Annotated in this window: 24 protein-coding genes; 9 read left to right on the top strand and 15 right to left on the bottom strand. The window is 71.9% G+C overall.

What is annotated here, in order from left to right:
* Positions 1-157: 157 nt before the first annotated feature.
* Positions 158-1,714 carry a S8 family serine peptidase gene (locus tag ACWG52_RS28495; protein ID WP_390167941.1) on the top strand — a complete coding sequence of 519 codons (1,557 nt, stop codon included), beginning with the start codon at positions 158-160 and terminating at the stop codon, positions 1,712-1,714.
* Positions 1,715-1,796: 82 nt separating this feature from the next.
* Here the strand turns inward: ACWG52_RS28495 and ACWG52_RS28490 are convergent, their stop codons facing one another.
* From ACWG52_RS28490 to ACWG52_RS28480, 3 genes are read right to left on the bottom strand one after another with little or no spacing between them, the layout of a single operon-like run.
* Positions 1,797-2,840, bottom strand: a complete 1,044-nt coding sequence (locus ACWG52_RS28490; protein ID WP_266390030.1) for a zinc-dependent alcohol dehydrogenase family protein — start codon at positions 2,838-2,840, stop codon at positions 1,797-1,799.
* 56 nt (positions 2,841-2,896) lie between these two features.
* Complete coding sequence (locus ACWG52_RS28485) at positions 2,897-3,583, bottom strand: lysoplasmalogenase (protein ID WP_389809008.1); 687 nt, start codon at positions 3,581-3,583, stop codon at positions 2,897-2,899.
* Positions 3,580-4,560, bottom strand: a complete 981-nt coding sequence (locus ACWG52_RS28480) for a sterol desaturase family protein (protein WP_389809006.1) — start codon at positions 4,558-4,560, stop codon at positions 3,580-3,582. Before ACWG52_RS28480 ends, ACWG52_RS28485 begins: the two co-directional genes overlap by 4 nt.
* A 115-nt stretch (positions 4,561-4,675) precedes the next feature.
* Between ACWG52_RS28480 and ACWG52_RS28475 the strand changes: the two genes are divergently transcribed.
* Positions 4,676-7,744, top strand: a complete 3,069-nt coding sequence (locus tag ACWG52_RS28475; RefSeq protein ID WP_453126320.1) for an NACHT domain-containing protein — start codon at positions 4,676-4,678, stop codon at positions 7,742-7,744.
* A gap of 74 nt (positions 7,745-7,818) precedes the next feature.
* Here the strand turns inward: ACWG52_RS28475 and ACWG52_RS28470 are convergent, their stop codons facing one another.
* The 4 genes from ACWG52_RS28470 to ACWG52_RS28455 are packed head-to-tail and all read right to left on the bottom strand — an operon-like array spanning position 7,819 to position 12,066.
* A complete protein-coding gene (locus ACWG52_RS28470) occupies positions 7,819-9,039 on the bottom strand; it encodes an amidohydrolase family protein (protein ID WP_453126319.1) in 1,221 nt (406 codons plus the stop codon).
* Positions 9,036-10,358: an amidohydrolase family protein gene (locus tag ACWG52_RS28465; RefSeq protein WP_389808998.1), complete on the bottom strand. Its 1,323-nt coding sequence runs from the start codon at positions 10,356-10,358 to the stop codon at positions 9,036-9,038. Before ACWG52_RS28465 ends, ACWG52_RS28470 begins: the two co-directional genes overlap by 4 nt.
* A gap of 12 nt (positions 10,359-10,370) precedes the next feature.
* A complete protein-coding gene (locus ACWG52_RS28460; protein ID WP_389808996.1) occupies positions 10,371-11,255 on the bottom strand; it encodes an SDR family NAD(P)-dependent oxidoreductase in 885 nt (294 codons plus the stop codon).
* A gap of 1 nt (position 11,256) precedes the next feature.
* Positions 11,257-12,066, bottom strand: coding sequence for an acetoacetate decarboxylase family protein (locus ACWG52_RS28455; RefSeq protein WP_375933567.1), 810 nt, complete (start codon positions 12,064-12,066; stop codon positions 11,257-11,259).
* Between the two features lie 125 nt (positions 12,067-12,191).
* Here ACWG52_RS28455 and ACWG52_RS28450 point away from each other — a divergent pair, with 125 nt between their 5' ends.
* From ACWG52_RS28450 to ACWG52_RS28430, 5 genes are all read left to right on the top strand, one after another.
* Entirely contained in the window at positions 12,192-12,872 is a 681-nt protein-coding gene (locus ACWG52_RS28450) for a TetR/AcrR family transcriptional regulator (RefSeq protein ID WP_389808991.1), read from the top strand.
* Positions 12,873-12,975: 103 nt separating this feature from the next.
* Entirely contained in the window at positions 12,976-13,953 is a 978-nt protein-coding gene (locus ACWG52_RS28445) for a DEDDh family exonuclease (RefSeq protein WP_033220593.1), read from the top strand.
* 92 nt (positions 13,954-14,045) lie between these two features.
* On the top strand, positions 14,046-14,279 hold the full coding sequence (locus tag ACWG52_RS28440; protein ID WP_030009585.1) for a hypothetical protein: 234 nt from the start codon (positions 14,046-14,048) through the stop codon (positions 14,277-14,279).
* A 188-nt stretch (positions 14,280-14,467) separates the two neighbouring features.
* Complete coding sequence (locus tag ACWG52_RS28435; RefSeq protein WP_389808986.1) at positions 14,468-15,259, top strand: SURF1 family cytochrome oxidase biogenesis protein; 792 nt, start codon at positions 14,468-14,470, stop codon at positions 15,257-15,259.
* Positions 15,260-15,268: 9 nt separating this feature from the next.
* The gene (locus ACWG52_RS28430; RefSeq protein WP_453126315.1) at positions 15,269-16,024 is read left to right on the top strand and encodes an SDR family oxidoreductase; all 756 of its coding nucleotides are present in this window, start codon (positions 15,269-15,271) and stop codon (positions 16,022-16,024) included.
* Between the two features lie 32 nt (positions 16,025-16,056).
* On the opposite strand, the gene amaP is transcribed toward ACWG52_RS28430, so the two are convergent.
* From amaP to ACWG52_RS28390, 8 genes are all read right to left on the bottom strand, one after another.
* The gene (gene amaP / locus ACWG52_RS28425; RefSeq protein ID WP_389808984.1) at positions 16,057-16,614 is read right to left on the bottom strand and encodes an alkaline shock response membrane anchor protein AmaP; all 558 of its coding nucleotides are present in this window, start codon (positions 16,612-16,614) and stop codon (positions 16,057-16,059) included.
* A gap of 4 nt (positions 16,615-16,618) precedes the next feature.
* Positions 16,619-17,185 (bottom strand): DUF6286 domain-containing protein, encoded by a 567-nt coding sequence (locus ACWG52_RS28420; RefSeq protein WP_389808981.1) that lies wholly within the window; start codon positions 17,183-17,185, stop codon positions 16,619-16,621.
* The gene (locus ACWG52_RS28415) at positions 17,182-17,574 is read right to left on the bottom strand and encodes an Asp23/Gls24 family envelope stress response protein (protein ID WP_389808979.1); all 393 of its coding nucleotides are present in this window, start codon (positions 17,572-17,574) and stop codon (positions 17,182-17,184) included. The genes ACWG52_RS28420 and ACWG52_RS28415 overlap by 4 nt, the downstream gene beginning before the upstream one ends.
* Before the next feature lie 7 nt (positions 17,575-17,581).
* Positions 17,582-17,767 carry a hypothetical protein gene (locus ACWG52_RS28410; protein WP_030762666.1) on the bottom strand — a complete coding sequence of 62 codons (186 nt, stop codon included), beginning with the start codon at positions 17,765-17,767 and terminating at the stop codon, positions 17,582-17,584.
* Positions 17,768-17,782: 15 nt separating this feature from the next.
* Positions 17,783-18,214 carry an Asp23/Gls24 family envelope stress response protein gene (locus ACWG52_RS28405; protein ID WP_389808976.1) on the bottom strand — a complete coding sequence of 144 codons (432 nt, stop codon included), beginning with the start codon at positions 18,212-18,214 and terminating at the stop codon, positions 17,783-17,785.
* A gap of 127 nt (positions 18,215-18,341) precedes the next feature.
* The gene (locus ACWG52_RS28400; RefSeq protein WP_453126311.1) at positions 18,342-19,121 is read right to left on the bottom strand and encodes an enoyl-CoA hydratase/isomerase family protein; all 780 of its coding nucleotides are present in this window, start codon (positions 19,119-19,121) and stop codon (positions 18,342-18,344) included.
* Between the two features lie 159 nt (positions 19,122-19,280).
* Positions 19,281-19,502: a helix-turn-helix domain-containing protein gene (locus tag ACWG52_RS28395; RefSeq protein ID WP_030010789.1), complete on the bottom strand. Its 222-nt coding sequence runs from the start codon at positions 19,500-19,502 to the stop codon at positions 19,281-19,283.
* Positions 19,503-19,866: 364 nt separating this feature from the next.
* On the bottom strand, positions 19,867-21,465 hold the full coding sequence (locus tag ACWG52_RS28390) for an ABC-F family ATP-binding cassette domain-containing protein (protein ID WP_030010788.1): 1,599 nt from the start codon (positions 21,463-21,465) through the stop codon (positions 19,867-19,869).
* Positions 21,466-21,755: 290 nt separating this feature from the next.
* On the opposite strand from ACWG52_RS28390, the gene ypfJ reads away from it, so the two are divergent.
* Positions 21,756-22,652 (top strand): KPN_02809 family neutral zinc metallopeptidase, encoded by an 897-nt coding sequence (ypfJ, locus tag ACWG52_RS28385; protein ID WP_390167945.1) that lies wholly within the window; start codon positions 21,756-21,758, stop codon positions 22,650-22,652.
* A 63-nt stretch (positions 22,653-22,715) separates the two neighbouring features.
* The gene (locus ACWG52_RS28380) at positions 22,716-23,111 is read left to right on the top strand and encodes a VOC family protein (RefSeq protein WP_389808967.1); all 396 of its coding nucleotides are present in this window, start codon (positions 22,716-22,718) and stop codon (positions 23,109-23,111) included.
* Positions 23,112-23,151: the final 40 nt, after the last annotated feature.

Genomic DNA, 23,151 nt, shown 5'->3' with positions numbered 1-23,151 from the left:
GTCGGGACGGTTCAACACCCGGTGATTCTTGGGGAACTGATTTCTCGAACTGATGGCGTAGAGGGGAACGGCGACGCTAGGTTCGCTTGTCATGAACCCGTCCGACGCGATCGCGTCCGGACGGCTTTTTCCCATTCCGAGATGATCTGGAGAACCCATGGATCAGCTGGGGTCGCGTGCGCCCAAGAAGCGCAGCCGTGCTCTCGCCGTACCGGTCGGCCTGGCGCTCACCGCCTCGCTCGCCTTCCTGCCCGTGGTCTCGGCCTCGGCCGCCCCGCTGGGCAACACGGCCGACACGGCACCGGCCTCGAAGGCCGACACCTCCGGCCCCAAGCTGTCGTACGTGGCCAACCTGAACGCGTACGCCACGATGAAGGCGGCGAAGAAGGCCGTCGAGCGGGCCGGCGGAACGGTGGTGACGGCCCATGAGCAGATCGGGGTCGTGGTCGCACACTCCCAGAACCCGGACTTCGCGAAGCAGCTGCGCGCCCAGCGGGGCCTGTTCGTGTCGGTCGGTGCCACCCGGACGGCCCCGATGACGGCGGCGCGGACCACCGACGAGGGCGCGACCCAGCAGCTGAGCGCGGCGGACGCCGCCAAGGCGGCGGCAGCGGCCCAGGAGGGTCAGGAGCCGCTGGAGCCCAACCAGTGGGACCTGCGGACGATCAAGGCCGACAAGGCTCACAAGATCAACGATGGCAGCCGGAACGTCACCGTGGGCATCATCGACACGGGGGTCGACGACACCCACCCCGATCTCGCCCCGAACTTCTCCAAGAGCCAGTCGGCCAACTGCGTGGGCGGTGTCGCCGACACCACCGAGGGCGCCTGGCGTCCGTACGCCGACGGCAGCGACCACGGCACTCACGTGGCGGGCACCATCGGGGCCGCGCGCAACGGCATCGGCGTCAGTGGTGTCGCGCCGGGCGTGAAGATCGCCGCGATCAAGGTGAGCGAGCCCGGGACCAGCCTCTTCTACACCGAGGCGGTCGTCTGCGGCTTCATGTTCGCCGCCGAGAAGGGGATCGAGGTGACCAACAACAGCTACTACGTCGATCCGTACCTCTTCAACTGCAAGACCGACGACGACCAGAAGGCGCTGGTGGAGGCCATCGGCCGGGCCACCAAGTACGCCGAGCGCAAGGGCACGCTCCACATCGCCTCGGCCGGCAACTCCGACCAGGACCTGGCGGCCGACTCCCTCGACGACGACACCAGCCCGAACGACACCACCCCGGTGCCGCGCACCATCGACCCGAAGGTCTGCCTGGACCTGCCGACGCAGCTGCCGGGTGTGGTGACCGTCTCGGCGACCGGCGACAAGGGCCTGCGCTCGTACTACTCCAGCTACGGCCTCGGGGTCGTGGACGTCGCCGCCCCCGGCGGTGACAAGTGGCAGGTCCCGGACACCCCGGACGCCAACGGACGCGTGCTGTCGACCGTCCCGGGCGGGGGCTACGGCTACAAGCAGGGCACCTCGATGGCCGCCCCGCACGTCGCGGGCGTCGCGGCGCTCCTCAAGAGCGCCCACCCGTCGGCCACGCCCTCGCAGCTCCAGGCGATGCTGAAGGCCCAGTCCACGAAGGCGGCCTGCCCGACGCAGATATACAACGCTGCGGGCACCCTGGTCGACGCCACCACCTGCGCGAGCAAGTGGGGTCAGACGGGCTACTACGGCTACGGCGTGATCGACGCGCTCAAGGCCGTGAAGTAGGACCGGTCACACCGGCACGAAGGAAAAGGGGCCGGGCCGGGCGGGGTGCTCCCCGCCCGGCCCGGCCCCTTCGTTCCGCGGGTCAGGGCTTGATCATGACCTTGAGCGCGCTGCGGTCGTCCATCGCCCGGTAGCCGTCCGGGACCTCGTCGAGGGACACGGTCCGGTCGAAGACGGGCGCCGGGTCGATCACACCGCTGAGGACGTCCTTCAGCAGCTCCGGGATGTAGGCGCGGACCGGGGCCACGCCACCGCGCAGGGTGATGTTGCGGTCGAACATCACGCCGAGGTCGAGGCCGGTGCCGCTGCCGTGCGGGACGCCGACGTAGCCGATGGCCCCGCCGTCGCGGGTGATGTTCACGGCGGTACGCATGGACTGCTCGGTGCCGACCGCCTCGATGACGGCGTGCGCGCCCCGGCCGCCCAGGAGCTCGCGCACGGCCGCCTCGGCGGCCTCGCCGCGCTCGGCGACGACGTCGGTGGCCCCGAAGAGCTTGGCGATGTCCGTACGTACGGTGTGCCGGCCCAGCGCGATGATCCGCTCGGCGCCCAGGCGCTTGGCGGCGAGCACGCCGCACAGGCCGACCGCGCCGTCGCCGACGACGGCGACCGTGGAACCCTCGCGGACGCCGGCGCCCAGCGCCGCGTGGTGGCCGGTGCCCATGACGTCGGACAGCGCGAGCAGCCCGGTCAGCAGGTGGTCGTCGGAGACGGCCTCGGCGGGCAGCTTCACGAGGGTGCCGTCGGCGTGCGGGACGCGGACGGCCTCGCCCTGGCCGCCGTCGTGGCCGACCGAGCCCCAGAAGCCGCCGTGCTCGCAGGAGGTGAAGAGGCCCTCGGCGCAGTACTCGCAGGTGCCGTCGGACCACATGAAGGGCGCGACGACGAGGTCGCCGGCGCGCAGGTCGGTGACGGCGGAGCCGGTCTCCTCGACGATGCCGAGGAACTCGTGGCCGATGCGCTGGCCGGGCTGACGCGCGGCCTCGCCGCGGTAGGCCCACAGGTCGCTGCCGCAGATGCAGGCACGCAGGACGCGGACGACGGCGTCCTCGGGGCGCTGGATCGCAGCGTCGGGCACCTCCTCCACGCGTATGTCGTGCGGGGCGTGGATGACGGTGGCGCGCATGGTGGTGCAGTCCTCCGGATCGGGATCGTTCAGTCTTGTACGACTGTGGAACCGTCCTACCGTACGCCTGCTTCCCGCGTGGTCGAACCTGTGGCCAGGAGGTACTGGGCGGCCAGGTAGGTGGCCATGATCCAGAAGTCCGGGCGGGGCAGCTGGGGCCATTCGGCGACACCGGTGGCGATGAGGGTGTCGGAGAGCAGGAACAGCGCGCCGCCGATGCCGGCCCGCAGGCCCAGGGCGCTGGAGCGGAACGCCATGGCGGTGAGCAGCAGGCTGTAGCCGGCCACCGGGATCCGCAGGTCGGCCGGCAGATCGGACCACAGCAGGGCGACGGTCCCGAGGAGGGCGAGCAGGTACGCGCCCCCGAGCAGCGGGTTCGCGGGCCGCTTGCCGAAGAGGACGAGGTAGCAGACGTGCCCGACGGCGAAGGAGCCCATGCCGACGAGGAAGGCGATGTCGGCGTCGAAGAGCAGGGCCAGGTCCCCGCCCCAGCCGAACAGCAGGGCGGCGAGCAGCAGGCGGGGCGCGCCGCGGGTGGCCATGTGGGTCACGAGCAGCGGCATCAGCAGCGGCTTGGCGATGACGTGCCCGAGGTGCCAGCCGGCCAGCAGCGAGCCGAGGTCGACGGCGGCGGCCACGACGAAGGCAACGAGGGCGATGTGCCCGAGGCGCGACGGGCCGGCCGGTGCCCGGTCCGCGGCCCAGGCGGGAGCGGGTCGGCCCGGGGACTCGGCGGTGCTCACGCGGTGGTCTCCTGTACGGCCGGGGCGGCGTCGGCGACCGGGGCGGCGCTCGGCGGGGTGGACGCGGCTGCCGGGGCGGGCGCGGGTGCGGACTCGGCTGCCGCCGGGGCGGGCGCGGCCGTGGGTGCCGGGAAGGGCGCGTCCGTCGCGGCGGGCCGCCAGCCGGGGCCGCGGAAGACGTGTCCGGCCCGCTGGCCCCAGCTCCCGGCGGCACGCACGTCGCGGGCGATGGCGGCGTACTCGTGGGTGGCCACGCGCAGCGGGTTGTGGGTGCCGATGTTCTTGGTCAGTCCGTAGACGGGCTTGTCCGTCTCCCCCACCCAGGAACCGAACATCCGGTCCCAGACGATCAGGATGCCGCCGAAGTTGCGGTCCAGGTAGCCGCCCTGCGAGGCGTGGTGGACGCGGTGGTGGGAGGGGGTGTTGAAGACGTACTCGTAGGGCCGCGGCAGCTTCCCGATGCGCTCGGTGTGGACCCAGAACTGGTAGAGGAGGTTGAGTCCGTAGCAGAACGGGATCGCCGCCGGGTGTACCCCGAGCGCCACCATGGGCAGGTAGAACCACCAGGTGGTGGCGCTGGTCCAGGGCTGGCGCAGGGCGGTGGTGAGGTTGAACCGCTCGCTGCTGTGGTGGACCACGTGGCAGGCCCACAGGATGCGGATCACGTGGTGGAGGCGGTGCTGCCAGTAGTAGAGGAAGTCCTGCGCGAGCAGCATCAGCAGGGCGGTCCACCACAGGAACGGCACGCGCAGCGGGGTCAGTTCGTAGACCGCGGTGAAGACGGCGACGACCGGGATCTTCCAGAGCAGATCGAAGCCGATACTGCCCAGCCCCATGGTGACGCTCGTGACGGCGTCCTTGGTGTCGTAGCCGGCGGCGTCCTCGTCGGGACGGAGCCGGTAGCTCACCACCTCGATGACGGTGAGCAGCACAAAGGCAGGTATGGACCACAGCACGACATCGGGCAGGTTCGGCATGTCCCGCACCATAGAGGCGCCCTCGGGGGTGCCGCTAGGGGTTGTTACCGATCGGTATCCATCGGGGTTACCAGCGGTTCGCGCGATGATGTCCGAGCCAAGGGGAGGGCGGGGTATGACGGGCATCGAGACGGTTCTCTTACGGGTGGCCGGGACGGCGGCGGGGACACTGGTGAAGTCCCTCCTCGCGCGGGCCCCGGGAGCGGGCCTGGCAGCCGATCCGGCCCGGCCGGCCCCGCGCCGGCGCAAGCCCCCGGCGGAACTCGGCGACGGCGAGATGCGGCGCCTGACCGAAACCCTGGCGGCGCGACTCGGCCCGGAATGCGCGGCGCTGCCGGAGCACGAGCGGCTGGCCGCACTGGACGCGGTCGGCGACGGCTTCGCCGCGCTCGGCACCCTGGACGCGGAGGCCCTCTTCGCGGCGGACCTCGACCCGACGGCCCTGGCGACGGCCCTGCCCCCGCCCCCGGCGGGCCTCGCCCCGGCCGCGGAGGCCCTGTACGGCCGCCTGGTCCGACTGTGCTGCGCGCACGCGGTGGAGTACGTGACGACACTGCCGGGCTTCGGGGCCCGGGCGGACGTGGAACTGGTCCGGCGGACGGGCGAACTGGCGCGGGCCGTGGACCGGCTGGGCGCCACCGGGGACGGGACGGCGTACGCCTTCGAGGAGCGGTACGCGCAGTACGTGGCCCGCACCCACGGTCGCCTCCAGCTGTTCGGGCTGACCCTGAGCCGCTCCCACCAGGAGTGGCCGCTGGACGTGGCGTACATCAGCCTCGCGGTCAGCGGTGAGGAGCAGCTGATGCCGGGCGCCCCGACCGCGCACCGGACCCAGCTCCGGGCCGAGCAGGCCCTCGCCTCGGCCGACCGCATCCTGCTGCGCGGCCCGGCGGGCTCCGGGAAATCGACCCTGATGCAGTGGCTGGCCCTGAACGCGGCCCGGCAGAGCGACGGGCCGTGGAGCACGTGCGTGCCGTTCGTGCTGCGGCTTCGCTCCTTCACCGCGTCGGGCGACCTGCCCCTTCCGGAGGACTTCCTGCGCGCGGGCGGCGTACCGCTGTCCGCCCCGGCGGGCTGGGTGCAGGACCTCATGCTGAGCGGCCGGGCGCTGGTCCTGGTCGACGGAGTGGACGAGGTCCCGCAGCGGCTGCGGGCCCGTACGGAAACCTGGCTGCGGTCGCTCGTCTCCGCTTTCCCGAAGGCCCGTTACGTGGTGACGACCCGCCCCTCCGCCGTCCCGGAGGACTGGCTCGCGGGCCTCGGGTTCGCCACGCACGCGATGCTGCCGATGGAGCAGCGGGACATCCGTGCCTTCGTCGAGCACTGGCACGCGGCCGCGCGGGTGCAGGGGCAGGAGGTGGACGCGTATGAGGCGTCGCTGCTGGAGGCGGTGTCCTCCCGGCGGGATCTGGCCCGGCTGGCGACCAACCCGCTGATGTGCGCACTGCTCTGCGCCCTGAACCAGGACCGGCGGATGCAGCTCCCGCGAGCCCGCAAGGAGCTGTACGACGCCGCGCTGGACATGCTGCTGGTCCGACGGGACACGGAACGGGAGATCAGCGGGGTCGAGGGGGTCTACCTGACGCGTGAGGAACAGGTCGCCCTGCTCCAGCGGCTCGCGTACTGGCTGATCCGCAACGGACAGTTGGAGGCGGCCCGGAACGAGGCCGTCGAGATGGTGGGCGAGTGGCTGGAGGCGATGCCGCAGGTCCGCGCGCAGGGCGGGGCCGAGCAGGTCTTCGCACACCTGCTGATCCGCAGCGGCCTGCTGCTGGAGCCGACCCCGGGTGCGGTGGTCTTCGTCCACCGCACCTTCCAGGACTACCTGGGGGCCAAGGCGGCGGTGGAGTCGCGGGACTTCGGCGTCCTGGTCAAGAACGCCCACGACGACTCCTGGGACGACGTGGTCCGCATGGCGGTGGGCCACGCCCGCCCGGACGAACGCGCCCGCCTCCTGCGGGGCCTGCTCCGCCGGGCCGACAAGGTAAAAGGCGCCCGCAGCCGGCTGGTCCTCCTGGCGGCGGCCTGCCTGGAACACGCCCCGGAACTGGACCCGGGCGTCCGCACCGAGATCGAGGAGCGCACCGCCGAACTGTTGCCGCCCCGCAGCGCAGCGCAGGCCCAAGAGCTGGCGAAGGCGGGCCCCTTGGTGCTGGAGCTGCTGACGGAACCCCTGTACCTGGAGGAGGACGCGGCCGCGGCCACGGTCCGGACGGCCACGCTGATCGGCGGCGAGCAGGCGGTGGGGCGCCTCGCCCGGTTCCGTTCGGACGATCGCTACAAGGTGCGCCGGGAACTCGCCGACGGTTGGGACCGCTTCGAAGATGCGCGCGGGTACGCGGACGCCGTGCTGGCGCGCACCCGCCTGGACGACGTCCAGCTGTGGGTGGGCAACCGGGACCAGTTCGCCGCCCTGAGCCGGTTGCACGGGATCGAACGGATCCACCTCACCTGGGACCGGCCACTGCCCCCCGAGGTACTGGCCCTGCGGGGGTTGCGCCAGCTCACGCTGCTGCGCAGCGCGCTGACCGACCTGGCCCCCCTCATCGTTTTCGAGAACCTGACGTCCCTCGGTCTCTACAACTGCCCGTGGATCGAAGTCCTCGACCCTCTGAACGCGCTGCGGCTGGACACCCTGTCCCTCACCGACGTCCCCGACCGGCTGAGCCTCGCCCCGCTGGCCCGCATGGACGCCTTGACCGTCCTGAACCTCAACTACGCGGTAGCCGGCATCGACCGGGTCTCCGAACTGCCCGCTCCTCCCGGACTCACGGCGCTGAGCCTGCTGCCGCGGGCGGCGCACCTGGCTCTGGACGGGATCGACCGCTGGCCGGGGCTGACCTGGTTGACGCTCTCCGGGTCCGAGCGGGTGGCGGACTTCGTGGCACTGCGCGATCCGGGCGACCTGACCGGGTTCCAGGTCCTCGACGCGCGGTTCGGCCCCGAAGCGCTCCTGCGGTGTCCCCGCCTGAAGACCCTCGCCCTGAGCAACTGTGACCTTCCCGCGGGCCTGCACGTCCTGCGGGAGCTGCCCGAGCTGACCAGGCTGAGCCTCTTCAACGGGGGCGAGTACGACCTCGCGCCCCTCGCCCCGCTCGACCGGTTGCGGATCGAGGTCGGGGAGAACGTCCGGGTGCACGGGGTCGAGTCCGTGCACCCGGAGCGGATCACGTACCTCCCGTGAGCCGCCCCGGTCGGGCGCGGGCCCGCCGGAGCGGCTCGTGTACAAGAACTGAGCCGCCCCGGCGGGAGCCGTCGTCACCAGACCCGGACCGAGCCCCCTCGGGCGAAGGCCGGGCTGGTGGCATCCGGGGGCACCGCCGTCAGCGGCTCCGCGATCTCCGACACCAGCGGGCCGTGCTTGGCGGCGGCCGCGTCCAGCAGGGCCAGGTCGAAGCCGTACACGCGGGCCGCGTTGCCGCCGACCATCGCGGCGACCTCCTCGCGCGGGAGGCCCGCGTAGGCGATGCGGAGGCCTTCGCGGGAGAAGGGGGTGGTGCCCTCGTCGTGGGGGTAGTCGCTGCCCCACATGATCTTGTCGAGGCCGATCCGCTCCCGTAGCGGGACCTCGTGGGGGCGCATGAAGCTCGCTCCGACGAAGCAGTTGTCCCGCCAGACCTCGCTCGGGCCGCGGCCCATCGACTCCGCGAGGCCCGCCCCGAACTTGGACTCGGCCGTGGCCGATGCCGCGACCAGGCGGCTGTGGTAGTAGTCCAGCATCTCCAGCACGCCGGGGATCCACCCGGAGCCCTGCTCCGTGAGGACCAGCTTGAGGCCCGGGTGGCGGTGGAAGGCTCCGCCGAAGACGAGGTGCCACAGGGCGCGGTGCGAGAACCAGGTCGTCTCCACCATGAAGACGGCCCGGGCCGCCGGTTCGTCGCCCAGCGGCGGTGAGGCCGAGCCGCCGTGGTGGTTGACCGGGACGTCCAGTTCGTCGCACACCGCCCAGATGGGGTCGTAGGCGGCGGAGTACAGCTCGGGCACCGTGGAGCCGGGTGGGACGCCCGGCAGCAGGATGCCGCCCGTCAGGCCGGCCTCCCGGGTCCGGCGGATCTCCCCGACCGCCGCGTCCACGTCGTTCAGCAGGATCTGCGCGACCCCCGCCCGCCGCCCCGGCGCGTCCGCGCAGAAGTCCGCCAGCCAGCGGTTGTGGGCCTGCAGCCCCGCCCAGCGCATCTCGTATTCGGCGGCCGTCGGGGGCTGGGCCATCAACGAGGCCTTGGGGAAGAACGGCGGGATCGTGTTCGGGAAGAGGACTTCCGCGACGATGCCGTCCGCTTCGAGTTCGGCGAGGCGGCGCGCCGAGTTCCAGTTGCGGTCGGCGGTGTCCGCGAGGAGGTCCTCGTACGGGTTCACGTAGCCGGCGGCCCAGGCGTCGAAGTCCTCGTGGTGGCGCTTCTCCAAGTACGGCTTGTAGTCCAGCAGGTCGGCGCCCGCGTGGCAGTCCGCCGAGATGACCGTGTAGCGGTCCTCCGTCATGACGACACCCCCAGCACGGGGAAGTCGTTGTCGGTGAGCCAGTGGCGGCCCACCTCGCGGGAGCGGGCCCAGGAGGCCTCGACCGCCGCCTGGTCCGGGGACTGGCCCAGTTCTGTCGGGGTGGGGCCGATCCGGCGGGCGATCGGGGCCAGCTTCGCGGTGTCGAAGTCGAAGACCTCGGCCGCCGCGAGCCCCAGCATCCGGCGGGTCTCCCCGATCGGGATGTCGTGGAAGGTGTTCTTCAGCCAGGCTCGGGTGGTGGGCCAGGTGCCTTCGGGGTGCGGGAAGTCCGAGCCCCACAGGATGTTGTCGACGCCGATCTCGTAGCGCTGGGCGAGCTCGCGCCGCTTGGTGTTCGTCGCGCAGATGAAGACCTGGCGGTCCAGGTACTCGCTGGGCGGCCTCTTCAGCTCCTCGAACGGCGAGAGCTTCTTGCCGCCGTGCGCGCCGAGGTAGAGCCGGTCCATGAACCACAGCTGGTTGGGCAGCCACCAGCAGCCCGCCTCGGCGACGCCGAACTTCAGGCCGGGGTGGCGTTCGAAGACGCCGGACCAGAGCAGGAACCACAGCGGCCGGGCGGGCCACCAGGTGACCTCGGAGACGAAGATGCCCAGGTGGTCTCCGTACTCGTGGCGCGGCGAGGACCCGGAGTGGGTGACGATCGGCATCCGCGTCTCGGCGGCCGCCGCCCAGACGGGGTCGTAGCGGCGGTCGTGGTAGGGCGCCTTGTCCACCCACATCGCGGGGATCATCAGGGCGCCCAGCCCGGACTCCTTGGCCCGGTGGATCTCGGCCACGACCTTCGAGGGCTCGCCGGTGATGGGGAGCAGCGCGACTCCGCAGTGGCGTTCCGGGTGCTGCCCGACGAACTCGGCGAGCCAGCGGTTGTGCGCCTGCGCGCCCGCCATCCCGAGCTCGGGGTCCTGGTCGCCGGAGAGGCCGAGGCCGACGCCGAAGGGGGCGGCGGTCTGGCTGTCGACGGCGTCCGCGTCGGGGAAGACGACCTCGGCCGCCACGCCGTCGCCGTCGAGTTCCTTCAGTCGCTGTCCGGTGTCCCAGCCGCCCTTGAGGCCTTCCTCGTGGTCGTGGAACCACTTCTCGGCGAAGGCCTCGTTGCGGACGCCGAGCCGGGTGGCCTCCTCCCGGCGTGCGTCGCGTTCGCCGAGGAACTCGTCGAACTGGCGATGGAAGCGGGAATCCAGGTAGGGCCGGTACTGCTCGGTGGGCAGTCCCGCGTGGCAGTCGGAGGAGATGATCAGGTACGGGTCTTCGGTCCGGTTTCCGGTTGTGTTCCCGGTCCGCTCTTCGTTCGTACTCACCACAGACGCCCCTCAGTCGAGGATGAAGCTTTCCAGGTAGCCGGGGTCGGACCGGTCGAGCATCGACTGCGACCGGGCGCGGATCTGCCGGTCGCTGTGTTCGCTCGCCGGGAGCATCCAGAAGCGGTCGGCGCGGATGCCGTCGACGACGTGCTCGGCGACCTCCTCGACCGGGGTGAACTCCACCTCGTGGCCGGCCCGCTTCATCGCCGCCTCGTACTGGTCGAGGCTGCGGTACGGAGCCTTGCGCGGCCGCTGCTTCGCGTACCGATCGGGCCGGTTGCGGTGCGACTCCCACAGCCCGGTGCGCAGCATGTGCGGTCCGGGGAAGAGGACGGAGGCCCCGACGGTGGCGCCCTCCGCCTTGAGGTGGGCGTAGAGCGATTCGGTCATGGTGACCACGGCCGCCTTGGTGACGGCGTACACGGAGGCGGTGGGCAGCGGGGCGATGCCGCCGTCGCCGGAGGAGGTGTTGACGATGTGGCCGGGGTCGCCGGCGGCGATCATGCGGGGGACGAAGGCCTGGATGCCGTGGAAGACGCCCCACACGTTGACGGAGAAGGCCCATTTCCAGTCGTTGGGCTCGTGTTCCCACATGCGGCCCTCGGCGCCGGAGCCGACGCCCGCGTTGTTGCAGAGCACGTGCACGGCGCCGAAGGTCTCGTAGGCGGCGTCGGCCAGCGCGATCACGGAGTCGCGGTCGCTGACGTCGACCACCCTGGCGAGGACCTGGGCGCCGTCCGCGGCGAGTTCGTCGGCGGCCTTGCGCAGGGCGCCCTCCTCGACGTCGGCGAGGACCACCTTCAGTCCCTCGGCGGCGAAGCGGCGGGCCATGGCGAGGCCGATACCACTGGCGGCGCCGGTGACCACGGCCACCTGTCCTGGTTCGAGTCGCACGTCAGCCCCTCCCGCCGGACGAGCCCTCCGGGGGCGCGTCGAGGATCTGCAGGGGGTCGTCGTAGCGCTGGTGGATGTACGGGAGGAGGGCCTGGGCGCTGACCCGTTCGACGACCCGGCCTTGCTGGTCGGTGGTCTTCTCGCCGATGGTGATCTCCACGATCCGGCGGACGGGCAGGTCGGCGACCGGGTCGTACATCGACTCGCGCAGGACGACGTCGCCGGTGATGTGCTCCAGCTTGCGGACCTTCTCGTTGCGCGTGCAGTGCACGAGCACCGGGTCCACGTCGAAGCCCGAGCCGTCGACGGCGGGCAGGAACTTGAAGTAGAAGTCGGTCTTCCGGGTGGGCTCGGGCAGTGGCAGTGCGCGGTCCACCGCCCCGCGCACCTCGACGAAGGCGATCCCGTGGCGGGCGAGAGCGGCCCGTACGACGAGGCCGTCGCGCTCCACGGTGACCTCGCCCAGCTTCTTCGGCTCGCCGAAGACCTCGCGGCCGCCGGTCAGGGCGCGCTCCAAGGTCATCGGCATGACGAGGGGGTACCAGCCCTCGACCCCGTCGTGCTGGGCGGCGACGGCCACCGAGCCGGCGCCGAGCGGGTAGCCGGGCAGGTCGACCTTGCTGATGTTGGCCCGCACCAGGGGCCGGTCGGCCGGTTTGAGCGGCGGTGGCAGGACCGCCGCGACCACGTCGGGGTCGCTCTCCCAGACGGCCACGACGCCGGTGGACCAGATGTCGGGGAGTTTCGAACTCTTCTCGCGCGCCGCCGCGATCTCGGCCTCGGTCCGCGCTCCGTACCGTACGCGTGCCATGTCTCGCACCATCCCTCGGCTCGGGGGGAGTCGGTTCTGTAACACAGTTACACCGCCACCGATGAAGGGTAAAGACCCCTGCGTCGACCAGAATTGACGCTCCGACAGATTGGTGGTGGCGGGCCGTGGGCAGAACCACGCTCACCCGTGACGAGGTGCTGGACACCGCGGCGTCCCTGGTCATGCGGCACGGTCCGGCCGCGCTCACCATGCGGGGGCTCGCCGCCGAACTGGGTACCGCCGTGACGTCCATCTACTGGCACGTCGGCAACCGGGAGTCGCTGCTCGATGCCCTGGTCGAGCGGACCGTGGAGGAGATGGGGGCGATCCGGCCCACCGGCCGCACCCCGGCCGACCGGATCCTGGCGGTTGCCCGGATCCTGCGCCGCGAACTGCGCGGACGCCCGCACCTGATCGCGATGGTCCACGAACGCGGGCTCACCGAGCGGATGTTCCTGCCCGCCCAGCAGGCACTCGTCCACGAGGTGCACGCCGCCGGGCTGCGGGGCGCTCGGGCGGCGGACGCGGTGCGCGCCGTCCAGTTCCAGGTCGTCGGGTACCTGCTCGTCGAGCGCAACCGTGAGCGCTCCCCCGCCCAGTCCCCGGCCGAGAGCGAGCTCTGGGACCCGGCCGCGGCCCCCCACGACCCGGCGCTCGCCCGCGCCCTGGCCCGCCCGGCGGACCCCGACCGGCTGTTCCTGCTGTCCGTACGGGCCCTGGTGCACGCCCTGCTCGCGCCGGGCGCGGCAGGTGCGGCAGGTGCGGCAGGTACCGCCGATGCGACCGGCGCCGCCCCGCCGCGTTGACGCCGCTCGCCTCCACGTTCCCGCACCGAACGGGCGGATCCCTGGGCTGACGGCCGGGAAACGCCTGCGCGGCCACGGGTGTCAGTCGGGGCCGATATCCTCTGTGACCATGCTCGACGACCGTACGACCGCAGAGACGACGTGGCCGACCGCTTACCCACAGGGGTACGCGGTCGTCGACGTGGAGACCACCGGACTCGCTCGCGACGACCGGATAGTCTCCGCCGCCGTCTACCGGCTCGACGCCCAGGGCAACGTGGAGGACCACTGGTACACGCTGGTCAACCCGCGGCGGGATCCGGGACCGGTGTGGATCCACGGGCTGACGAGCGCGATGCTCGCCGATGCCCCGCTCTTCGAGGACATCGCGGGCGAGTTCGCCGACCGGCTCGCCGACCGCGTCCTGGTCGCGCACAACGCCATCTTCGACTGGCAGATGATCGCCCGGGAGTACGCGCGGGCCGCCACGACCGCACCGGTCCGTCAGCGGCTGTGCACCATCGCCCTGTCGAAGGAACTGAACCTGCCGCTGCCCAACCACAAGCTGGAGTCGCTCGCCGCGCACTTCGGCGTGGTCCAGCAGCGCGCCCACCACGCGCTCGACGACGCCCGGGTGCTGGCGGAGGCGTTCCGGCCCTCGCTGCACGCGGCCGCGGAGGGCGGGGTACGGCTGCCCCTGCTGGAATGCCGGCCGCTGACGGAGTGGTCGGACTCCGCCGTCACCCCGCGGGTCGGGTACCAGGCCTCCTACCGGGGCGGCAGCTGGCGGCCCTCGCGCAAGCGGCCGCCGTGCCCGCACCCGAATCCGGGGCGCTTCGAGGACGGGAAGCCGCTGAAGCAAGGCATGCGGATCGCCTTCTCCGGTGACACCTCGGTGGAGCGGGAGCTGTTGGAGGACCGTGCGGTCGAGGCGGGCCTGCACGTCGCGACGAGTGTGTCGCGGCTCACCAGTCTCCTGGTGACCAACGACCCCGATTCGGCGACGTCCAAGACGGTCAAGGCGAAGAGCTTCGGGACGCCGGTCGTCGACGAGGCGGCCTTCACCCAGCTGCTGCGGGACGTGGCTCCGGCCGAGTCCTGAACCGCGGGGCCGTTGCGCCGGCCGGGTGCAGGCGCGGCGACTCACCCCGCTGGATCTTGTTCCGCTCGTTCCCCGTGCGCAGCATTCGGCCCATGGCACGTTGTGAGGTCTGCGGAAACGATTACGGCATGTCCTTCGAGGTTCATGCACAAGGTGCGGTGCACGTCTTCGACTGCTTCTCCTGCGCCATCCATCGCATGGCGCCCGTCTGCGAGCACTGCCGGGTCTCGATCATCGGCCAGGGCGTCGAGGTCGCGGGGCAGTGGTTCTGCGGGGCGCACTGCGCCCGTGCGGAGGGGAAGGTGGGCATCGTCGACCGCGTCTGACTCCCCGCGGCCCGGCCCCCGTCCCGACCGCCGTCCCGAAAGCCCGTACGGCCGGCCCCCTACCGACGCCCCCGTACCGACGCCCCCCGTACCGACGCCCCCCGTACCGACGCCCCGATCCGTACGCCATGACCCCGGACGGCCACCCGGCCGCCGGGGTCCTTCGCGTTGCGGGTACCGTCGTGGGCGTGTACCGCTTTGTGCTGACCCGGCAGTGGGTGTTCCTCACCCTGATGGCCCTCGCCCTCATCCCCGCGATGATCGAGCTGGGGTTCTGGCAGTACCACCGTCATGAGCACCGGGTCGCGCAGAACCAGCTGATCGAGGCCAACCTGCGGGCGAAGCCGGTCCCCATGACGGAGGTCACCTCCCCCGGTCACCGGGTCCCGCGCGCGGACTTCTGGCGCGCGGTCACCGCGACCGGCACGTACGACACCGCGCACGAGGTCGTCGTACGGATGCGCACCGACAACGACGACAAGGTCGGCTTCCACGTCCTGACCCCGTTGGTCCTCTCCGACGGCCGGGTGGTCCTGGTCAACCGGGGTTGGGTGCCGGGCGGCGACGACCCGCGCGCCTACCCGCCGGTGCCGACCGCGCCCACGGGCGAGGTCACGGTCACCGGCCGGCTGAAGGCCGACGAGACCAGCGGCGGCAGCGGCATCAAGGACCGCAAGGGCCTGCCGGACCGTCAGGTGATGCTGATCAACAGTGCGCAGCAGGCGGAGTACCTGGGCCGGACGGTGCTCGGCGGGTATCTGGAGCTGACCGCTCCGGCCCCGGCGGACGGCGCTCCGGAGCCCATCGCCGACCCCGACCACGACTCGATCGGCCCGCACATGGCGTACGCCGTCCAGTGGTGGCTGTTCGCCGCCGCGGTTCCGGTGGGCTGGGTGGTCCTCGTACGGCGGGAGAAGCGCGAGCGGCAGGAGGAGGCCGCTCGGGCCGAGGCCTCCCGGCAGGAGCCGGCGACGGCGTAGCGTGTCGGCATGGATCTTGGACTGAAAGACCGTGTCTACATCGTCACCGGGGCCACGCGCGGCCTCGGCCTCGCCTCCGCCCGGGAACTGACCGCCGACGGCGCGAAGGTCCTCCTCACGGGCCGCGACGAGAAGCGGGCGGCCGACGCCGCCGCCGAGCTCGGCCCGAACGCGGCCGGTGTGGCGGCCGACAACTCCGACCCGGAGGCGGCCGCGCGGCTGGTCGCCACCGCGCGGGAGCGCTTCGGCCGCCTCGACGGCATCCTCATCAGCGTGGGCGGCCCGGCGCCGGGCTTCGCCGCGGACAACACCGACGCGCAGTGGGCGGCGGCCTTCGAGTCGGTCTTCCTGGGTGCGGTCCGTCTCGCCCGGGCGGCGGCCGCCGAGCTGGGCGAGGGCGGGGTCATCGGCTTCGTCCTGTCGGGCTCGGTCCACGAGCCGATCCCCGGCCTGACCATCTCCAACGGCCTGCGTCCGGGCCTCGCGGGCTTCGCGAAGTCCCTCTCGCTGGAGCTCGGCCCGCGCGGGATCCGGGTGGTCGGCCTGCTGCCGGCCCGCATCGACACCGACCGGGTGCGCGAGCTGGACGCGCTGTCGGGTGACGCCGCCGCCACGCGGGCCGGGAACGAGTCCCGCATCCCGCTGCGCCGCTACGGCGCCCCGGAGGAGTTCGGCCGTACGGCGGCCTTCCTGCTCTCCCCGGCCGCGTCGTACCTGACGGGCGTCATGCTGCCGGTCGACGGCGGCTCCCGCCACGGCTTCTGACCCACCGTGTCCCCGGTCCCGTTCCCGGAGTCCTACGTGACGCGCTGGGCCCGGTGGGACGTCACCTTGAGGCGGGCCTCCGCGGGCAGTTCCGGGAGGCCCGCCGAGGTCCGGGCGTGGGTCAGGACCGGGCCGGCCACGGCTGCCAGGGCGTCGGCGGGGACCGCGTGGGGTTCCAGTTCGAGCGCGACCCGAAGCGCCGGCGATCCGCGTCGCCCGCGCAGGGCGACCCGGCAGCCGGCGACCCCGTCCAGGGCTCCGGCCTCCGCGGCCACCGCCTCTTCGAGCGCCCGCCCGCGCAGCACGGCGTACGCCCCGTCGCCGGTGTCCACCACCAGCGCGGGCAGGCGCGGCCGCCGGAGCTGGGACAGCAGCCACCACAGCGCCAGCAGCACGCCCACCGCGAGAGCGGCGAGCACCACCCACCACCACCAGCCGTCGGCGTGCCAGTACCGGTCCCTGGTGGCCTCGCTCAACAGCGGCGCGCGGCGGCCGTGCAGCGGCCACACGCCCGTCAGCACCACGGTCCCGGCCGCCAGCAGGACCGCTCCGGCCACGGCCAGCAGGATCCGGTTCACCGTCGCGAGCATCCATTCACCTCCTGACCCGTACGCGCGGCTGCGGCGGGTGGGCGAGGCCCAGTTCCTCGATGCCGACGGCGATCACCGCGTCGAGGTCGGCCCGTACGTCGTCCAGCTCGCGGAAGTGCGAGGTGGCCCGCACCCCGACGTGGGACCGGCCCATCTTGACGCGGACCGACCGTACTCCGGACACCTCCATGGCCCGGTCCCGCAGGATCTGCGCGGCATCCTTGCGGCCGAGCCCGGCGCGGACTCCCGCCGGCCGGTCCGGGGGCCGCATCGGCAGGATCCGGCGCAGCCCGGGGGCGAACGCCAGCAGCAGGAGGACCGCCCCGGCCAGGACCAGGGCCCCGGCGATCAGCTGCACGCCCAGGTCCGCGGGGGTGTGCGTCGCCAGTGCGTCGGCCAGGTCACCGCGCCAGTTCATCCCGGGTCGGCCGGCCCGTACGGCGGCCAGGTCGTACAGGAACAGGGCCGCCACCCCGAGCACGACCAGGGCGGTGAGCGCGGCGGGCACCCGGCGGGCGGAGCGGAAGCGACGCACCCGGCCGGAGCCCGAGCCGGAGCCGCGGGCCGTCATCGCAGCCGCCGGTCGCGTCCGGTGGCGGTCCGGGACCGGCTGGAGTGCAGGTGCTCGATGTCGATGTCCACCTCGGGTACGGACATCGACGCGTACTCCTCGATCCGCAGGGCGACCTGTCGGCGTACCGCCGCGCACTGGGCGGCCAGGTCGGAGGGGTAGTCCAGCTCCAGGCTGACCCGGACCCGGGCGATGTCGTGGTGCACGGTGACGGCGGCGTGCGGGGGCGTGCCCGGGGTGGTGGCATGCGCGGGCGTGCCCGGGGTGGTGGCGAGCGCCTCCCGGGCGGCCTGGGCGGCGATCTTCGCGACGACCCGGTCGGCGATACGGGTGGCACCGCGCTCGGCGGCGTCCACCCGGGGTGGGGCGGAGCGCGGTGGGCTGCTCATCGGCGCCTCACCCGCGCCGATCGTCTCGGCGGCGGAACAGGTCGCCCGGTTCCAGGTCCCCGTCGAGGAACCGGCCCGCGACGAAGCCGATGGCGCCGAGGGCGGCCACCAGCAGGAAGGCTCCGAAGCCGCCGAAGTAGCCGGCGAACGCCAGGGCCATGCCGGCGAACATTCCGGCGATCGCCATGCTCATGCGGGGTCCTCTCGGCTACTGGAGACGGGATTCCGGCTCCTCGTCGGGCTCATCGGGCAGCTTGACGTCGCTCACCGCGATGTTGACCTCGACGACCTCCAGGCCCGTCATCCGTTCGACCGCCGAGATGACGTTCTCCCGGACCGCTCGCGCGACGTCGCGGATCGAGACGCCGTAGTCCACGACGATCTCCAGGTCGAGGGCCGTCTGGGTCTCGCCGACCTCTGCCTTGACCCCGCGGCTGACCCCGGCCTTCTGGCCGCCGGGCACACGGTCGCGGACGGCACCGAAGGTGCGGGAGAGGCCGCTGCCGCTGCCCATGGCGTGCACGCCGACGACCTCACGGGCGGCCAGCCCGGCGATCTTCTCGACCACTCCGTCGGCGATGCTCGTACGTCCCCGGTCGCCGGGCTCCTTGCCGAGGCCCCCTGCTGCGGATTCGGTCATCGCGTATCCCTTCACGTGGGTGACGGACTCACTCCGCACCACGTTAGGCGCCCGGACGCGCGGGCGCCCCGGGACTACGCCGGTCGGCTGGCCGACTTCGCCCGGGGCTCCGGTGTCGCGGCGGCCCTCAGTCGGAGAGACCGGCCAGGTCCCGCAGGCGGCGGGCCTGGGCCGCTCGCTCGGCGGCGCGCTGGTCGTCGTAGGGGCGGGCCTGGGCGGAGCGCAGCAGCGTCTTCGTCTCGATCACGGCGTCCCGCGGCGGTGCCAGCAGGGCCGTGGTGAGGTCCTGGACGGCGGCGTCGAGCTCGTCCGCGGGGACGATGAGGTTGGCGAGGCCGACCCGCTCCGCCTCCTCGGCGTGCACGAAGCGGCCCGTCGCGCAGATCTCGAGCGCGCGGGCGTAGCCGACCAGGGAGGTCAGGGGCTGGGTACCGGCCAGGTCGGGAACCAGGCCCAGGCTGGTCTCGCGCATGGCGAATTGCACGTCGTCGGCGACGACGCGCAGGTCGCACGCGAGCGCGAGCTGGAAGCCGGCGCCGATCGCGTGCCCCTGCACGGCGGCGACGGAGATGATGTCGTTACGCCTCCACCAGGTGAATGCCTCCTGGTACTCGGCGATCGTGGAGTCGAGCAGTTCGTCCGAACCGCGTGCCAGATCGAGGAAGGACGGCTCGCCCTCGAAACCTTCGGGGGTGAACGCCTGCCGGTCGAGCCCTGCGGAGAAGGACTTGCCCTCACCGCGCAGCACGACGATCCGGACGGTGCCCGGCAACAACCTCCCGGCCTCGGCCAAAGCCCGCCAGAGCGCGGGGGATTGGGCATTTCGCTTGGCCGGATTGGTCAGTGTCACCGTGGCGACCGTGTCGTCGACGGTGAGTCGTACGCCGTCCTTGTCGAGCAGAGCCATCTCTCATGCCTCCGGTGTGCAGTCGGCCGCAAGCTCGGCCTAAGTGACTGCACAGTAACCACCCAGCCGACCGGGAGGCCGACCGGGGGTCACCGAAGGCACCAACGGATCTTGATGAACCTTGAAGCTGTTGGAGCGTTGGAACCGATGGGACCGGGATCAGGCCGTGGCGGCCTTCTTGCCTCGCGTCGCGCCTCCGCGACCACGCAGCGACACCCCGGACTCACTGAGCATCCGATGGACGAATCCGTAGGACCGGCCGGTCTCTTCGGCCAGCGCCCGGATACTCGCACCGGAGTCGTACTTCTTCTTCAGGTCTGCCGCGAGCTTGTCGCGCGCGGCGCCGGTTACCCGGCTGCCCTTCTTCAGAGTCTCGGCCACCCGTGCCTCCTCATGGGAAGTGCGCTCTGGACTTCTCATGATCACCCCTCCCACGCTTCCTGGCCACCCATTCAGCAAGGTCGGTACGACGGCATTTCTCGACCCGTGGACACCCGAGCAGAACGGAATCTTCGCTTCCGCTGCATGACTTCCGTCACACTCCGCTGCGCTCGCCGGGAATCACCAGGTCAGGGGCGCGGAAGCGGAAAACGAACAGCCCCGGTCGCGCACCTTCGAGGGTGCGGCCGGGGCCGTCGGACGACGCGCAACGGTACGAGACCGTCTCACTCAGATGATGGATCACCCGTGAGCCGAATGATCCATAAGGAACTGGATCAGAAGCGGAACGGGAACCGGAACCCGATCAGGCGAGGGCGACGAGGTCCCGGTAGTCCGGTCCCCAGAGGTCCTCGACGCCGTCCGGGAGCAGGATGATCCGCTCCGGCTCCAGCGCCTCGACCGCGCCCTCGTCGTGCGTGACGAGGATGACCGCCCCCTTGTACGTGCGCAGCGCGCCCAGGATCTCCTCGCGGCTGGCCGGGTCGAGGTTGTTCGTGGGCTCGTCGAGCAGCAGCACGTTCGCCGAGGAGACGACCAGGGTGGCCAGGGCCAGCCGGGTCTTCTCGCCACCGGAGAGCACCCCGGCGGGCTTGTCCACGTCGTCCCCGGAGAAGAGGAAGGAGCCGAGGGTCTTGCGGACGGCGACCAGGTCCAGGTCCGGGGCGGAGGAGCGCATGTTCTCCAGGACCGTGCGCTCCGGGTCCAGGGTCTCGTGCTCCTGGGCGTAGTAGCCGAGCTTGAGGCCGTGGCCGGGGACGACCGTGCCGGTGTCCGGCTTCTCGGTGCCCGAGAGCAGACGCAGCAGGGTGGTCTTGCCGGCGCCGTTGAGGCCGAGGATGACGACGCGTGAGCCCTTGTCGATGGCCAGGTCGACGTCGGTGAAGATCTCCAGCGAGCCGTACGACTTCGAGAGGCCCTCGGCGGTCAGCGGGGTCTTGCCGCAGGGCGCCGGGTCCGGGAAGCGGAGCTTGGCGACCTTGTCGTTGACGCGGACGGCCTCCAGGCCGGCGAGGAGCCGGTCGGCGCGCTTGGCCATGTTCTGCGCGGCCACGGTCTTGGTGGCCTTGGCGCGCATCTTGTCGGCCTGCGAGTTCAGGGCCGCGGCCTTCTTCTCGGCGTTCTGGCGCTCGCGCTTGCGGCGCTTCTCGTCCGCCTCGCGCTGCTGCTGGTAGAGCTTCCAGCCCATGTTGTAGACGTCGATCTGGGAGCGGTTGGCGTCCAGGTAGAAGACCTTGTTGACGACGGTCTCGACCAGGTCGACGTCGTGGGAGATGACGATGAAGCCACCGCGGTAGGTCTTCAGGTAGTCGCGCAGCCAGACGATGGAGTCGGCGTCGAGGTGGTTGGTGGGCTCGTCGAGGAGCAGGGTGTCGGCGTCCGAGAAGAGGATCCGGGCCAGCTCGACGCGGCGGCGCTGACCACCGGAGAGGGTGTGCAGGGGCTGGCCGAGCACGCGGTCGGGCAGGCCGAGGGCGGCCGAGATGGTCGCGGCCTCCGCCTCGGCGGCGTACCCGCCCTTGGTCAGGAACTCCGTCTCCTGGCGCTCGTACTGCTTCATCGCCTTGTCGCGGGTGCCGCCGGTGCCGGTGGCGATGCGCTCCTCGTTGGCGCGCATCTTCTTGATCAGCACGTCGAGGCCGCGCGCGGACAGGATGCGGTCGCGGGCCAGCACGTCGAGGTCGCCGGTACGCGGGTCCTGCGGGAGGTAGCCGACCTCGCCCGAGCGGGCGATGGAGCCGGCGGCGGGCTGGCCCTCGCCGGCGAGGCACTTGGTGAGGGTGGTCTTGCCCGCTCCGTTGCGGCCGACCAGGCCGATGCGGTCGCCCTTGGCGACACGGAAGGAAGCGGACTCGATAAGGACGCGGGCGCCGGCGCGCAGCTCGATGCCGGTGGCGGTGATCACGGAAATACTCCAGGGCGGGTCGGGACGGCGGAAGGGGGGCAGGACGCGAAGCTTCGACGCCGCTAATCCGCGAGGAGATTTGCCATGAGAGACATTCTACCGGGGGTCTGCAACTGGTTTCCGGGCGCGGGCGGGGCCGTCCGGCCTGCGGGATCCGCTCCCCCGTATCCCCCGTTCGGGCCGGCGTCCCCCCGGAGCGGCCGAAACGCATATCGGGATGATTGGGTTGATACTCGCCGCATGGGCGGAGACGCGACCGCGCCTGTTTCACGGATGGAGGGCGGTGCGGGATGCAGTTCGACGACGACGCCAGTCTCGACGGCTCCGAGGTCAAGGACATGCGGGGTGGCGGCGGCCGCATCCCGGGCGGGAAGGCCACCGTCGGCGGCGGCATCGTCGGTCTGATCGCGCTGGTCATCGGGCTGCTGTTCGGGGTGGGGCCGGAGCAGCTGGGGCTGTCCACCGGGGAGCCGGAACCGACGCCCGTCTCCTCGTCGCTCAACCAGGTGCAGCAGGCCTGCAGGTCGGGGCGGGACGCGAACACGCGCGAGGACTGCCGGCTGGTGGCGGTGGTCCGGAGCACCCAGGCCTTCTGGAAGCAGGAGTTCGCCAAGCGCGGCGGCCAGTACAGCCCGGCGTCGACCGTGTTCTTCGAGAACCGGGTGAACACCGCGTGCGGGACCGCGAGCGCGGCGGTGGGCCCCTTCTACTGTCCGGCGGACCGGCAGGTCTATCTGGACCTGGGCTTCTTCGACGACCTGCGGACGAAGTTCGGCGCGACCGGTGGCCCCTTCGCCCAGGCCTACGTCGTCGCCCACGAGTACGGGCACCACATCCAGAACCTGACCGGAACCCTCCAGCGGGCCCAGGACGGCCGGCAGGGCCCGAACAGCAACGCGGTCAAGGTCGAGCTGCAGGCCGACTGCTACGCCGGGGTGTGGGCGCACAACGCGACGAACGTCGCGGACGCCTCCACCGGGCGGCCGCTCATCACGTCCCTGACCGAGGCGGACATCCGGGACGGACTGAACGCGGCGGCCGCGGTCGGCGACGACCGGATCCAGGAGAAGTTCCAGGGCCGGGTGTCCCCGGAGTCCTGGACGCACGGTTCGGCCGAGCAGCGGCAGCAGTGGTTCTACCAGGGCTACCGGACGGGCGACATGGCCCAGTGCAACACCTTCCGCTGACTGTCGGTGACGCCTGCCATGCTGGTGTGACGCGGGTCACCGTCACGAGAGGGAGTGATCGTCATGGCAGGCGTTCCGTCCATCTGTCCCACCTTGGTCTACCGCGACGCGAAGGCGGCCATCAAGCTGCTGACCGAGGCCTTCGGCTTCAGCCAGGTCGCGGTCTACGAGGGTGAGGACGGCTCGGTGACGCACGCCGAGCTGGCGTACGGCAACGGCATGGTCATGCTGGGCAGCTCGGGCAGGGGTGGGGCCTTCGACAAGGCCATGGAGGGCGCCGGCCCCTCGGGGGTCTATGTCGTGGTCGAGGACGTGGACGCCCACCACCGCCGGGCGGTCGAGCACGGCGCGGAGATCGTGATGGAACCCACCGACCAGGACTACGGTTCCCGTGACTACATGGCCCGTGACGCCGAGGGCAACGTCTGGAGCTTCGGGACGTACGCGCCGCAGGTCTGACCCCGGCGGCGCGCCCGTCCCCGCCCGCGTTCCCCTACGG

This window comes from Streptomyces sp. CLCI03 (assembly GCF_053615355.1).
This window is presented reverse-complemented; position numbering and strand designations above follow the sequence as displayed.